This is a genomic window from Labrys wisconsinensis, assembly GCF_030814995.1.
In the GTDB taxonomy this organism is placed as follows: Bacteria; Pseudomonadota; Alphaproteobacteria; order Rhizobiales; family Labraceae; genus Labrys; species Labrys wisconsinensis.
Map to the genome: position 1 here is coordinate 199,215 of NZ_JAUSVX010000012.1, position 13,024 is coordinate 212,238.

The 13,024-nt window shown below is 73.0% G+C and carries 12 protein-coding genes; 1 reads left to right on the plus strand and 11 read right to left on the minus strand.

Annotated elements, in window-relative coordinates:
* Positions 1 to 25: 25 nt before the first annotated feature.
* The 5 genes from mprF to QO011_RS27665 form a co-directional block, all read right to left on the minus strand.
* Complete coding sequence (mprF, locus tag QO011_RS27645) at positions 26 to 2,680, minus strand: bifunctional lysylphosphatidylglycerol flippase/synthetase MprF (protein ID WP_307279459.1); 2,655 nt, start codon at positions 2,678 to 2,680, stop codon at positions 26 to 28.
* 160 nt (positions 2,681 to 2,840) lie between these two features.
* Positions 2,841 to 3,203 (minus strand): helix-turn-helix domain-containing protein, encoded by a 363-nt coding sequence (locus tag QO011_RS27650; protein WP_307279463.1) that lies wholly within the window; start codon positions 3,201 to 3,203, stop codon positions 2,841 to 2,843.
* Complete coding sequence (locus tag QO011_RS27655) at positions 3,200 to 3,808, minus strand: Smr/MutS family protein (protein ID WP_307279465.1); 609 nt, start codon at positions 3,806 to 3,808, stop codon at positions 3,200 to 3,202. Before QO011_RS27655 ends, QO011_RS27650 begins: the two co-directional genes overlap by 4 nt.
* On the minus strand, positions 3,805 to 4,971 hold the full coding sequence (mltA, locus tag QO011_RS27660; RefSeq protein WP_307279468.1) for a murein transglycosylase A: 1,167 nt from the start codon (positions 4,969 to 4,971) through the stop codon (positions 3,805 to 3,807). Before mltA ends, QO011_RS27655 begins: the two co-directional genes overlap by 4 nt.
* A gap of 97 nt (positions 4,972 to 5,068) precedes the next feature.
* On the minus strand, positions 5,069 to 5,779 hold the full coding sequence (locus QO011_RS27665) for a Tim44/TimA family putative adaptor protein (RefSeq protein ID WP_307279471.1): 711 nt from the start codon (positions 5,777 to 5,779) through the stop codon (positions 5,069 to 5,071).
* Between the two features lie 122 nt (positions 5,780 to 5,901).
* Between QO011_RS27665 and QO011_RS27670 the strand changes: the two genes are divergently transcribed.
* Positions 5,902 to 6,375 (plus strand): FxsA family protein, encoded by a 474-nt coding sequence (locus tag QO011_RS27670; RefSeq protein WP_307279474.1) that lies wholly within the window; start codon positions 5,902 to 5,904, stop codon positions 6,373 to 6,375.
* Positions 6,376 to 6,399: 24 nt separating this feature from the next.
* On the opposite strand, the gene QO011_RS27675 is transcribed toward QO011_RS27670, so the two are convergent.
* The 6 genes from QO011_RS27675 to QO011_RS27700 form a co-directional block, all read right to left on the minus strand.
* Positions 6,400 to 6,732: an SH3 domain-containing protein gene (locus QO011_RS27675; protein ID WP_307279476.1), complete on the minus strand. Its 333-nt coding sequence runs from the start codon at positions 6,730 to 6,732 to the stop codon at positions 6,400 to 6,402.
* 116 nt (positions 6,733 to 6,848) lie between these two features.
* Positions 6,849 to 7,781, minus strand: a complete 933-nt coding sequence (truB, locus tag QO011_RS27680; RefSeq protein ID WP_307279479.1) for a tRNA pseudouridine(55) synthase TruB — start codon at positions 7,779 to 7,781, stop codon at positions 6,849 to 6,851.
* Positions 7,778 to 8,203 carry a 30S ribosome-binding factor RbfA gene (gene rbfA / locus QO011_RS27685; protein WP_370882015.1) on the minus strand — a complete coding sequence of 142 codons (426 nt, stop codon included), beginning with the start codon at positions 8,201 to 8,203 and terminating at the stop codon, positions 7,778 to 7,780. Before rbfA ends, truB begins: the two co-directional genes overlap by 4 nt.
* 13 nt (positions 8,204 to 8,216) lie before the next feature.
* The gene (locus QO011_RS27690) at positions 8,217 to 8,666 is read right to left on the minus strand and encodes a hypothetical protein (protein ID WP_307279482.1); all 450 of its coding nucleotides are present in this window, start codon (positions 8,664 to 8,666) and stop codon (positions 8,217 to 8,219) included.
* A 206-nt stretch (positions 8,667 to 8,872) separates the two neighbouring features.
* Entirely contained in the window at positions 8,873 to 12,250 is a 3,378-nt protein-coding gene (infB, locus tag QO011_RS27695; RefSeq protein WP_307279484.1) for a translation initiation factor IF-2, read from the minus strand.
* Entirely contained in the window at positions 12,247 to 13,020 is a 774-nt protein-coding gene (locus QO011_RS27700; protein ID WP_307279487.1) for an RNA-binding protein, read from the minus strand. The genes infB and QO011_RS27700 overlap by 4 nt, the downstream gene beginning before the upstream one ends.
* Positions 13,021 to 13,024: the final 4 nt, after the last annotated feature.

Genomic DNA, 13,024 nt, shown 5'->3' on the forward strand with positions numbered 1-13,024 from the left:
CGCGCCGGCGCAGGGGGCCGGTGCCTCAGCCCCGGCCCGGCACCACCAGATGCGGATCCATCGGGCCGTCCTCGATCAGGGCGGTGACGTCGAGCAGGATATGGGGCAGGGCGAAGCCGGCGGTGCAGGCGAGGTAGCACGGCTCGAAGACGGGCGAGAATCGCGCCGCGAAGGCGCGCAGCGCGTCGAAATCACGCAGATGGTCGCCGAAGCCGAACAGCTTGGGGGTCACCCGCCGCCAGGTCGGGCCGAGATTGTCGGCGGCGAGGTCGGGCGAGGGCGTCAGGCCGAGGTCGAAGCGGCGCACGCCGCGCGCCGCGGCGAGGCGCAGCAGCCTGAGCAGCATGAAGTCGAGGGCGCGCAGGCCGAGCGCGGGCCGGTAGCGCAGGATGTCGACGCTCCATTCCAGGTCCTGGCCGCCGCGCAGCACCACGGCGAAGCCGGCGATCTCCCCGGCGCGGCGCAGCACGGCGCAGTCGTTCGCCTCCAGCCAGGCGGCCGAGAAGCGTCCACGGGTGAAATAGGCCTCGCGGCGGTCGCCGTCCGCGAGCCAGGCGTCCGACACCGCCTCGAGCTCCGGCATGAGCGGGCCGACATGGCGGGCGGGAACCAGGTCGAGGCTCAGCGCCTGCTCGTCGCCCCAGGCGGACACGGCCCCGGCGCCTTCGAACGGCTCGGCGCCGAGGCCGGCGAGGTCGAGCCGGGCGTCATCGCCGATATGAGTGAGGGTCAGGCCGGCGTCGAGATAGAGGGCGCGCATCTCGCGCGAGGCGGAGACGATCACCGGCCAGAGGCGGGCGCGGTCGGCGCGCTCGCGGAAGGCCCAGAGCACCTCCTGCGCCCGGTCCGACGCGCCGATGGGGTCGCCGAGGGCGATGCTGGACGCGCCGCGCAGGGCCACCATCATCGCCGCGTCGCGCGCCTCGTTGGCGAGGATGATGCGGTCGGGCAGCAGGGCGAGGCGCGCCTCCGGCCGCGGCGTGCCGGCGACGATCGCCTCGACCGCCGCGCGCTCGCCGCCGGCCGCCAGCGTCGCCGTGGCGCGCTCGCGCCGACCGAAGGCGAAGGCACCGAGCACCAGGGCCGCAGCGACGGCCGCCGCCATGCCGCGCAGGAAGCGCGGCATGTCCTCGTCATAGCCGAAGCGGAGCCAGAGCCCGGGCTGGTAGTCCACCGTCCGGAAGGCGAACAGCCCGACCCAGCCGGCGATCACCAGCACCGCGCCGGCGAGGGCCAGCCAGATCGGCGAGACGTCGCGGTTGAACAGGCGGGCGCCGCGCGGGAAGGCCGGGCGGCTGATCGACACCACCGCCAGGACGCCCAGGGTGACGAGCGCCAGCCGGAGATCGGCGCCACGCAGGATCTCGAGCGCCACGGCGAGGCCGAGCAGCAGGCTCGCCCCCTTCCACGCGCCGGCGAGCCGGCGGATCAGCCCGCGCGCCAGGAACAGGAGCGCCACGCCGATGACCGAGGCGGCGAGATGGGCGAGCTCGACCAGGGCGAGCGGCGCAAGGCCCATCAGCGTCTCGCGGCGACCGGCGCCGATCGGCAGGGCCCCGGTGACGATCAGGGCCGCCCCGGTCAGGAACACCGCGCCGCCGACCAGGATCGGGGCGAGCGGCTTCATCACCCCAGAGGCCTGCTCGACCAGGCGCTCCACCACATGGCGGCGGCGGGCGACCTCGTAGGCGCCCAGCGTCGCCAGCGCCAGGGCGAAGGGCACGAAATAGTAGATCACCCGGAACAGCAGGATCGAGCCGAGCAGCTGGTCCTTGGGGATCGGTAGGGCGATCAGCATGGTCGCCTCGAACACGCCGATGCCGCCCGGGGCATGGCTGACGACGCCGAGCAGCGCCGCCAGCACGTAGATCACCGTGAAGGTCAGGAAGGGGATCGGCACCGGTGGCAGCAGGAAGTACAGCGCCGCCGATCCGGCGCAGACGTCGAAGACGCCGAGGGCGATCTGCGCAAGGGTGACGCGCCCGCCCGGCAGCGGCAGCGACCAGCCCTCGATCGTCACCACCCGGCGGCGCGTCGAGACATAGGCGACATAGGCGATGATCGCCGCGATGATGGCGACGCCGATCGCCACGTTGACGCCGAGCGGCAGGCGATCGATATGGGCGACGGCGTCGGGCACCAGCATCAGGCCGATGGCCAGCACGGCGCCCATGCCGAGCCAGAAGGTGAGCGTGCACACCAGCGTCAGCGCCGCGATCTGCGGGGCGGTGAGGCCGGCGCCGCCATAGACGCGATAGCGCACCGTGCCGGCGGTCAGGAGCGGCAGGCCGAGCGTGTAGCTGATGGCGTAGCTGGTGAAGGAGCCGATGGCGGCCGTGGAATAGGGCACGTTCTCCGCGCCGATCTGGCGGAGCGCCAGCCCGTCATAGCCGGTCAGGGCGAGGTAGGACAGCGCGGTGCACAGGATGCTGAGGGCGATGGCGCTCGCCGGCGCCGCGGTGAAGGCGGCGACGACGTCGTCGGGATCGACCTCGTGCAGGATGTTGGCGAGCACCACCAGGGCGCCGGCGAAGAGGCCGATGCTGAAGAGTGGGCCGACCACGCCCCAGGGCACGCGGCGCAGGACACGCCGCAGCCATCCCTCGGGCCGTGCCACTCTGGAGGATACGACGGGCAGCATCGGCGCCGGCGCTTGGTCCGCCTTGTTCTTCGCCGTCACACCGCCTCCAAAGCCTGCCGCCGGGCCCTCCCGGCGCTCGGGCCAGCCTTATGCACGCAGCGAGACGGTATTGTGAAGGGGGCAACCCGTGCTTCGACGCAGATGCCGCAGGCCGGCGGCCGCCGGCGCGGCGTCTCGCGGCATCGGGGCGATGGGCCGGTCACGAGCGGCCCGCGCGGTCGAGGATCGCCAGGATGGCGGCGATCTCGCCGTCGGCGAGGCGGCCGATCTCGCGCGACAGGCGGTTGGCGAGCTCGGTGGCGGCCGGCGAGAGCTGCGCGGTGTCGACCACCACCCGCGGCGCGGAGAGGCCGGCCAGGCGCTGCAGCTCCTCCGCCTCGTCCCAGATCACGTTGAAATGGGCAATGATCCGCTGCAGCAGCAGCCAGGTCGGCTTGCCGCGCTTGCCGTGCTCCAGCGCCGAGAGATAGGCGGGCGAGACGCCGATCCCGGCCGCCATCGCCTTGAGCGTCTCGCCCCGGCCGGCGCGCAGGGCGCGCAGCTTGACGCCGAGCGGGGTCACGGCGCCGCGCCCCGCCGCACCCGCCGGATCCGGACATAGAGCGCGCCGCCGCCGCCATGGCCCTGGTGCGCCTCCTCGAAGCCGACGACGAAGGGCCGCATGTCCGGCATGCGCAGCCATTGCGGCACGACCCGACGCAGCACGCCCCGCTCGTCCGCCAGGCCGGATTGGCCGTCCTCCCGGCCCTTGCCGGTGATGATCAGGACCAGGGTGTCGCCGCGCATCTGGGAATGGGCGAGGAAGCCGCGCAGCGCCGTGTGCGCCTCGGCCTGGCGCATGCCGTGCAGGTCGATCCGGCCGTCGATGCCGCGGGTGCCGCGCACCAGGCGCCGGCGCTCGTTCTTGTCGATCGGCGCGAGCGGCGGTATCGGCGGCGGCGCAGGAGGCGCCTTGGGCGCCGGCGGCCGGCGCAGCGGGGCGGGAGCCCGCGCCGGCGCCGGCGCCGGGCTCTCGGGCGCAGCGGCGGCGGCCGCCTCCGGCGCGGCTTGCGGCTCGCGGCGCTTCGGCGCCTTGCGGCGGCGCGGCTTCAGCGGCAGCACCGTCTCGACGACATGCGCCCAGAGCAGCGCGTCCTCCTCGGTCAGGCCGCGCCGGCGCCGGGTCATCGCCGTCCCGCCGCGGCCTTGGGCCAGAGCACGACGAAGGAGCCGGGATGGCGCGTCAGGCCGGCCCGCGCGCCGGCCGCCTCCCCCGGGCCGAAGAAGATATCGCCGCGGGCCGGACCGACGATGGCCGAGCCGGTATCCTGGGCGATCATCAGATGGCGGAAGGGCTCGACGGCGCCGCCGGCGCCGGGAAGCTCGGCATCGACATAGACCGGCAGGCCATAGGGCCACACCGCGCGGTCCACCGCCAGGGAGCGCAGCGGCGTCAGCGGCACGCCCTCGCCGCCGATCGGCCCGAGGGCGGGATCGAGCTCGGTGGCGATGCGGAAGAAGACGAAGGAGCGGTTCTCGCGCATCACCGTGCGAGCCCGGCCGGCATCCTCGGCCAGCCAGGCGCGCAGCACGTCCATGGTCATGGACGAGCGCGGCACGCCGCTGCGGTCGGCGGCAATGCGGCCGATGGCGGTGTAGGGCTGGCCGTTGCGCCCGTCATAGGCGAGGCGCAGCACCCGGCCGTCGGGCAGGCGCAGGCGGCCCGAGCCCTGCACCTGCATGAAGAAGCGATCGATCGGGTCGGCCAGGAAGGCCCGCTCCAGGCCCTGCCCGTCGAGGGCGCCGTCCTCGATCGCCGCACGATCGGGATAGGGCTCGAGCCCGCCGGCGGCGGTGCGGCGGGCGGCGGCATAGCCTTCGAGGCCGGCGGGCGCCTTGCCCTGGTCAAAGGTGACGAGGTCGGCCGGGCGGCCGTAGAGCGGCGTGGCGAAGCGGGCGCTGCGGGTGAGGGAGCCCACCACCTCCGGCTCGTAATAGCCGGTGAAGAAGCCGGCGCCGCCCTCGGGCGTGATGCGGAAGGCGGCGAAGTGCCGTTGGAAGAAGCGCCTGGCCGCAGCGGCGTCGCGCACGCCGGCCCGCAGCCCGGCACGGCACAGGGCGGCGAGGCGTGCCGGTGCGGGCCGGCCGGCGCGCGACGGCGCAGCCTTGCCGGCGCTGGCGCGGCAGGAGGCCATCCAGGCGCGCCAGGCCTGGCCGTGATCGTCGGCGGCCCAGCCCGGCAGGTCGGCGAAGGCGACGGGCTCGACCCCGGCCCCGGTGACGACCGGGGCCGCGCCGGCGACATCGGGCGCCGCGCCGGCCGCCGGGCCGGCGGCGGCGAGCCCGCTCATCGCCAGGGCAGCCGCAAGGGCAATCGGCCGTTTCGCCCGCCCGTCATCTGATGTCCGTGGCATGCGGGAGGACCATGTCGGAGCCGGCGGGCCGGCGCTAGGCGTCTTCCGTCGCCACGAGGCGCCAGTTCGGATCGTTCACGCCGGTATCGCGCGCGAAGGTCCACAGGTCCGTCACCTCGGTGATCTTGTCGAGGCTGCCGTCGACGACGGCGCCGCCGCGGTCCTTGGTCGCCGAGATCATCTGCGAGGCGAAGCGCACGGTGACATGGGCGACCCGCCCCTTCATGCTTGCCGCGGTGATATCGGCCCTGTCGAGCGAGACGAAGCTCGACTGCACCGCCTCGCCGCGGCCCTCGCGTTCGCCGACGGCCTGCACGAAGCTGTCATAGACCTCGCGGCTGAGCAGGTTCTTGAGGGTCTTGCGGTCGCCGGCGTTGAAGGCGTTGACGATCATCTCATAGGCTGCCTTGGCGCCTGTCGTGAACACCTTGGGATCGAAGCCGGGATCCGCGGCCAGGATGGCGTCGAGGCCGGCGGCGAGCTCCGACCCCTCCTCCGCCACGCCCTTCCAGCGGAACTCCGCCGGCCCGGACTCGACCGGAGGCCGCTCCTCGGGGGCGCGTGCCGGCAACGGAATCACCTTCCCGGACTCGGGCGGCGGCGGCGTCTCCTCGCTCGTCTCGCGGCGGAACCTGTCCATCGGCGGCCGCTCGTTGCCGGTCCTTTGGCCCAGGACCGACCGCAGCCTGAAGAAGATGAAGACGGCCAGTGCGAGGAAGATGAGCGTGTAAAGATCGAATCCCATAGGACCTTCTGTTCAAGAGCCCGCGCACGAGCAGATCGGCTGTGGCATTGCCACAATCCTCTCCTATATGGAACGAACAGCGTCGCCATTCCAGTGCGAAAGCTGAGGGGACCAGAACTGCGATGACCACGCAAACCCAGGCCGCCATTCCGCTCTGGCCGTTGCTCGCCGGATTGCTGGCCCTCCCCTTCGTCGAATTCGTCGCCTTCTTCTGGGTGGCCGGGCGCATCGGCCTTCTGCCGGCCCTGCTGGCGCTGGTCGCCACCTCCTTCATCGGCGTGTCGCTGCTGCGCCGCCAGGGCGGCGAGGCGCTGGCACGCCTGATCAGCGCCTTCCAGCGCGGCGAGCCGCCGCACGGGGCCGCCCGCGAGAGCTTCCTGGTGGCGCTCGGCGGCGTGCTGATGATCCTGCCGGGCTTCGTGTCGGATGCCGTCGGCTTCGCGCTGATGCTGCCGAGCCTGCTGCGCTCCTGGAGCGCCGGCACCGTGCCTGCGGAGCCCGGGCCGCGCCGGCCGCCGGCCGACCCCAACGGCCGGGTCATCGACCTCGACCGGGGCGAGTGGCGCCCGCTGGACGAGAAGCGGCCGGGCGCCTGAGGCCACCCGGCCTGCCGCTCCGGCTCAGAAGCAACTGACGAATTCGCGCAGCACCCAGCCGCCGGCGGCCTCGCCGTGGCCCTTGGCACCGTCGATGCGAGCCCAGCGCTTGCCCTTGGCATCGTCGGCATAGGCGCCGATGTCGAGCGTGACGCCGTTGGGCAAGGTGGCGAGGATGGTCCGCCCGCCCGGCGCCGAGCGGACGTTGAGCGGCGTGCCGGTGGGGTCGGTCACCATGCACCGGTCGGCGGCGCCGGCCGGCGTGACCGCCAGCGCCAGGCAGGCGACGGCAAGGCTGGCCGACAGATGCCGGAGACCATGGCCGCGGCGGCCGGGTCCGTAGGCTGCTGGTGTCATGCTTCCCCCCTCGACGGAATGCTCCGGACCGGCGCATGAGCCGATCCGAGGAGCCTCATGGACCTTTCGGGAACCGACATGCGCCATTGCGGAGGCGCGCCCACTTGACGCGGACCCTATTCCGGGCCGCCGAGATGGAATATGCGCTTGGGCACGAGCTCGCCGCGCTCGAAGTCGGCCAGGGCCACCAGCGTCCCCCCCGCCATGATCGCGGCGGTGCCATCGAAGATCGGGGCGTCGCGGCCGCGCAGGATGACGCTCTGGCCGCGGGCGAGGCGGCCGGCATCGTGGCGTGACACCGTGACCGAGGGCAGCGATTCCAGCGCGGTCTCCACCGGCAGGAGCGCGTCCTCGATCGGCAGCAGGCCCTCGCCGCCCTCCTTCATCGCCCGGAGCTCGTCCGGGGTCACCGCATCCTGCTCGTCGAAGGCGCCGACCACGGTCCGGCGCAGGGCGACGACATGGCCGTGGCAGCCGAGGTCCCGGCCGAGGTCGCGGGCCAGCGCCCGGACATAGGTGCCCTTGCCGCACTCGGCCTCGAACACCGTGGTGTCCGCGGTCGCCTCGACCAGCACGAGGCGATGGATCTCGATCTCGCGCGCCTCCAGCGCCACCGCCTCGCCGTCGCGTGCCAGGTCGTAGGCCCGCTCGCCGTTGATCTTGATGGCGGAGAACTGCGGCGGCACCTGGCTGATGACGCCGGTATAGCGCGGCAGCAGCGCCTCGACGGCGGCGCGCGAGGGGCGCAGCTCCGAGGTCGCCACCGGCGTGCCCTCCGTGTCGTCGGTGGTGGTCTCCACTCCCCATTGCACGGTGAAGCGATAGACCTTCCGGCCGTCCATCACATAGGGCACGGTCTTGGTCGCCTCGCCGAGCGCGATCGGCAGCAGGCCGGAGGCGAGCGGGTCGAGCGTGCCGGCATGGCCGGCCTTCTTGGCGTTGAAGACGCGCTTGACCACGGCGACGCCCTGCGTCGAGGTCATGCCGACCGGCTTGTCCAGGATGACCCAGCCGTGGACGTCGACCTTGGTGGAACGAGGGGCGCTCATTTCTCGTCCTCCTCCACGTCCGGAAGGGGGTGCTCCAGGTCCCGGCGCACCTCGGGGCTGCGCAGGAGGCCGTCGACATGGCCGGCATAGTCGAAGGTCTCGTCCAGCCGGAAGCGCAGATCGGGCGTGAACTTCATGGTCAGGCGCCGCGAGATCAGGCCGCGCAGGAACTTGGCGTGCTGGGCCATGGCCTTGATGACGGCCGGCCCGTCCCGGCCGCCGAGCGGCATGAGATAGACCGTGGCGATCTTGAGATCCGGCGACATCCGCACCTCCGGCACGGTGATCACCATCTTCTCGAGGAGCGGATCGATGATCTCGCCGCGGGAAAGCACCTCGGCGATGGCGTGGCGGATCACTTCCGCGACGCGGAGCTGGCGCTGCGAGGGCGCCTTGCTGGAGGACGGCGTCAAACGGGGCAAGACAATCTCTTCCTCAACTGCAGAATCGGGCCCGCCGGCCCTTCATGGACGACAACCGGCCGTAGTCGAAGGATGCTTCGACGGTGTAGTCCGTCTTGCAGCCGCCACGGCTCTCGGGTACGCCGACGCTCCGATGGCACGCCAGCGTCTCGGTGCCGGGGCCGGGCTTGTCGGCGGCGCAGACCAGCCCGGCCTTGTCGAACAGGGCGGAACTCACCTGCTTCAATCCCATCGCGCCGTCGATCCACGGCGGGAGGACCGGCATCAGGTCGACGCTGCCCGCCGCATCGGCGGTGCCGCGATCGAAGGACGCATCGAGCTCCGCCGTGCCTTCCGGACCGGACCAGAGACCGACGCGGGCATCGAAGGCGCCGACCCAGACGGCCAGCACGAGCACCACGGCGACAGCCGCGACCAGGCAACACACCAATATGGCGCTGGCGTCCCCGAGGGCGAGCGCCATGCGAAACTCCTCGAGCCGCCGCCGCATCCGCCCGCTCCGCCACCCCGACAACGACATCGCGGCACGGCCAGGCCGATGCCCGGTCGCGCCGTCGAAAGCCCGGCATCGGCGCCGGCCCGGGCACCCCGCGTGGCTCTCGCCACGACGCCCGGACCCTCAAAATGTCGGCAGGCTCGGGAGAACCTGCCCCGGTCCGGCCGGACGCGTCAGAGCGTGCGCTTGACCTCTTCCACCCGGTAGCACTCGATCACGTCGCCGGCGCGCATGTCCTGGTAGTTCTCGAAGGCCATGCCGCATTCCTGGCCGACCTGAACTTCCTTGACCTCGTCCTTGAAGCGCTTGAGCGTCGAGAGCTTGCCCTCGTGCACCACCACGTTGTCGCGGATGAGGCGGACGCTCGCCCCGCGCTCGACGCGGCCATCGGTGACGCGGCAGCCCGCGACCTTGCCGACCTTGGAGATGTTGAACACCTCCAGGATCTGGGCATTGCCGAGGAAGGCTTCGCGCAGGGTCGGCGCCAGCAGGCCGGAGAGCACGCCCTTCATATCGTCCACGAGATCGTAGATGATATTGTAGTAGCGGATCTCGGTGCCGGTACGCTCGGCCGCCTCGCGCGCTTCCTTGTGGGCGCGCACGTTGAAGCCGATGACCGCCGCTCCCGAAGCCTCGGCCAGCGTGATGTCCGATTCGGTGATGCCGCCGACGCCCGAATGGATGACGCGAGCCTTGACCTCGTCGTTGCCGACCTTCTCCAGCGCGCCGACGATGGCTTCGAGCGAGCCCTGCACGTCGGCCTTGATGACGAGCGGCAGCTCCTTGGCGCCGGAGCCGGACTTCAGCGCCGACATCATGTCCGCCAGGGTGCCGCGGCCGGCGCCCATGCGGGCGGCGGTGCGTTCGCGCTTCTGGCGTTCGCGATAGTCGGTGATCTCGCGGGCGCGGGCCTCGTTCTCGACCACCGCGACGCGGTCGCCCGCTTCCGGCGTGCCGTTGAAGCCGAGCACCTCGACCGGAACCGACGGCCTCGCCTCGGCGATGGTCTCGCCGACATCGTTGACCAGGGCGCGCACGCGGCCCCACTCGGCGCCGGCGACGACGATGTCGCCGGGATGCAGCGTGCCGCGCTGGACCAGGACCGTGGCCACCGGGCCGCGGCCGCGATCGAGCTTGGCTTCGATGACCGTGCCTTCGGCGGCGCGATCCGGGTTGGCCTGCAGGTTGAGGATCTCGGCCTGCAGCTGGATAGCCTCGAGCAGCTTGTCGAGATTGGTCTTCTGCTTGGCCGAGACCTCGATCTCCAGCGTCTCGCCGCCCATCGATTCCACCTGCACATTGTGCTGGAGGAGCTCGGTGCGCACGCGTTCCGGCTTGGCGTCGGGCTTGTCGATCTTGTTGATCGCCACGATCAGCGGCACCTTGGCGGCGACCGCGTGATTGATGGCCTCCACGGTCTGCGGCATGACGCCGTCATCGGCCGCCACCACCAGCACCACGATGTCCGTCACCTTGGCGCCGCGGGCGCGCATGGCGGTGAACGCGGCGTGGCCGGGCGTGTCGATGAAGGTGATCTTGCCGCCGAGCGGCGAGACCACCTGATAGGCGCCGATGTGCTGGGTGATGCCGCCGGCTTCGCCGGAGACGACATTGGCCGAGCGGATGGCGTCGAGCAGCGACGTCTTGCCGTGGTCGACATGGCCCATGATGGTGACGACCGGCGGACGCGGCTCCAGATGATCGTCGATGTCGGCCTCGCCATAGAGGCCTTCCTCGACGTCGGCTTCGGAGACGCGCTTGACGGTGTGGCCGAGCTCCTCGGCGATCAGTTGCGCGGTGTCGGCGTCGATCACGTCGTTGATCTTCTTCATCTCGCCCTGCTTCATCAGCAGGCGGATGACGTCCACGGCGCGCTCCGACATGCGGTTGGCGAGCTCCTGGATGGTGATCGCCTCCGGGATCACGACCTCGCGCGTCAGCTTCTCCTTCTGCTCCACCTGGCGATGGCCGCTCATGCGCTGGGTGCGCCGGCGGAACGAGGCGACCGAGCGGGTGCGCTCGTCGCTGTCGCCGGTAGCGCTGGTGACCGTCAGGCGGCCGCGCTGCTTGACCTCGCCGGCGCGCGGCGTCGCCTCGCGCTTGACCGGCGCCGCGCCGCGGCCACCGGGGCCGCCGGTGCGGCGGGGGCCGCGGTCGTCGTCCTCCGTGACCGCGCGGGCGCGGCTCGGACCGACGCTGCGCGTCGGCGGAGCGCCGACGGGCGATTCCGACGCGCCGAAGCCGGCGGGAGCGCCGCGGTTGAAGCCACCACCACCGCCGCCGCCGCCGCCGGGGCGGCGGTCGCCGAACGGGGCGCCGCCTTCACGCGGACCGCTGGGACGACGGTCGCCGAACGGAGCGCCGCCTTCGCGGGGGCCGCTGGGACGACGGTCACCGAACGGAGCGCCGCCTTCGCGCGGACCGCTGGGACGACGGTCGCCGAACGGGGCGCCCTCGCGTGGGCCGCTGGGGCGAGGGGCGCCGCCCTCGCGCGGACCGCTGGGACGACGGTCGCCGAAGGGCGCACCATCCCGCTCCCTCGGGCCGGCCGGACGGCGCTCTGGAGGCGGACCGTCGCGGCGCTCCGCCGGTGCCTCGCGGGCGGGAGCCGGCGCATCGCCGAGACGGCGGCGCGCTTCCTCCTCGCCGCGGCGGCGGGTCTCCTCCTCGCGGCGGTGACGCTCGTCCTCCTCGCGCTTGCGCGCCTCGGCCGCCAGGCGCTCGGCCTCGCGGCGGGCGTCCTCGGCGGCGCGACGCTCGGCATCCTCGGCCGCGCGCTTGCGGTCCTCCGCCTCGCGGACGCGGGCATCGGCAAGGGCGCGGGTGCGGGCGTCCTTCTCATCCTCAGACAGGGTGCGCAGCACCATGCCGGGACGCGACGGGCGCTGGCCCTGCGGAGCGCCGGAGCGCTGGCCGCCGGGCGAACCCGTCGGCTGGCGCGGGGCCGGCTGGGGTGCCGCCGGGCGGGCGGGCGCCGCCGCCGGGGCGGCTGCACGGACCGGCGCGGGCGCGGGTGCGGGGGTGGGTACAGGTGCGGCCGGCGGAGCAGCGGCCACGGCCGGGCGCGGCGGCGGCACCGGCTGGACCGGCGCGGCGGGCGGCGGCGCAGGCGGGGTCGGGGCGGGAGCCCGTGCCACGGGCGCGGCAGGCTGGGGCGCGGCCGCGACGGGCTGCGGTGCCTGTGCCGGTGCGGCGGCCGGCTGGGGCGCCGGCGCGGCGGGCTGGGGGGCCACGGGCGGACGCGGCGGAACGGGCGCTGCGGCCGGAGCCGCCGGCGCCGGCCGCGGGGCAGCGGCCTGCGGCGGCGGCGCGGCCGGACGCGGCGGAACGGGCGGCGCCGGCGGGCGCGCCTGGACCGGGGGTGCCGGCGGCGGGGAGCTCGGGATCGGACCTGGCCGACGGCTCTTCACCGTCTCCACCACGACGGCCTTGGTGCGGCCGTGCGAAAAGTTCTGGCGCACGATGTCGGGCGCGCTCGACGGGCGCTTCAGCGTCAAGGTCTTGCTGGGCGTAACGGTCAGCGTATCGCCCGGGTTCTTCGTATCAGTCATTCAGTGCCAAATCCTGGGGGGTCGCCCCGGTCTCCGTCCAAACCAGCGTGTTCGCCGTCCGTCGCCGGGCGGTCAGCGTCCGTGAAGGGTTCGTCGTCAGCGTGCGACGGTGGCTCCGGGTCCGGAGCAGGCCCCGCCGAAGCAAGACCTCCATCACGCCAGAAGGCGAGCGCCGCGGCGCGATCCAGAAATCCTGCCGAAGCCGGACCCGCGCCGAGCGCTGCATGTATCACATTTGTCCGCCCCAATGCCAAATCCAATTGGCTGGACCGAAAATTCGTGATGAAGACAGGAGCGCCGCCACCCAAATAGGCGCGATGCGCCGCCGACGCAAGCTTTCTCGCCCCGTCCGGAGCGCCTTCGGCGGCCTGAATCACCGCCGTCGCCCGGCCGGCCTGGACCCGCTCCATCACCTTGGCGAAGCCGGCGACGACGAGGCCGGCCTTGTTGGCGAGACTGAGCATCTCCAGGGCACGGCGCTCGAGCAACGCCTCGATGGTGGCGCCGAGGCCGTCGGGCACCGCGACCGGCCGCTTGAGGGCACGGGCAAAGGCCTTTTTGCGCACGGCCTCGCCGAAGGCGGCGCGCGAGGCGGTGACCCAGACGCCCCGGCCGGGGAGCCGGCGCTTCAGGTCGGGCGTCAGCACGCCCTCGGCCGAGGCGACGAATCGGATCAGCTCCGCCACCGGCCGGACCAGGCGCGTGGCGACGCACAGGCGCTCCAGCGCCCGCCGATCGTCAGCGATATCCCCGGCGTGGCTGGCGGGCATGGTG

Excerpts from the sequence above, each read along its gene's own strand:
- QO011_RS27690 (WP_307279482.1), bottom strand. The coding sequence starts at position 8,666 with ATGGCGCTCGCCCTCGGGGACGCCAGCGCCATATTGGTGTGTTGCCTG.
- QO011_RS27670 (WP_307279474.1), top strand. The coding sequence starts at position 5,902 with ATGACCACGCAAACCCAGGCCGCCATTCCGCTCTGGCCGTTGCTCGCC.
- mltA (WP_307279468.1), bottom strand. The coding sequence starts at position 4,971 with ATGAGCGGGCTCGCCGCCGCCGGCCCGGCGGCCGGCGCGGCGCCCGAT.
- truB (WP_307279479.1), bottom strand. The coding sequence starts at position 7,781 with ATGAGCGCCCCTCGTTCCACCAAGGTCGACGTCCACGGCTGGGTCATC.
- QO011_RS27700 (WP_307279487.1), bottom strand. The coding sequence starts at position 13,020 with ATGCCCGCCAGCCACGCCGGGGATATCGCTGACGATCGGCGGGCGCTG.
- QO011_RS27655 (WP_307279465.1), bottom strand. The coding sequence starts at position 3,808 with ATGACCCGGCGCCGGCGCGGCCTGACCGAGGAGGACGCGCTGCTCTGG.
- infB (WP_307279484.1), bottom strand. The coding sequence starts at position 12,250 with ATGACTGATACGAAGAACCCGGGCGATACGCTGACCGTTACGCCCAGC.
- QO011_RS27665 (WP_307279471.1), bottom strand. The coding sequence starts at position 5,779 with ATGGGATTCGATCTTTACACGCTCATCTTCCTCGCACTGGCCGTCTTC.
- QO011_RS27675 (WP_307279476.1), bottom strand. The coding sequence starts at position 6,732 with ATGACACCAGCAGCCTACGGACCCGGCCGCCGCGGCCATGGTCTCCGG.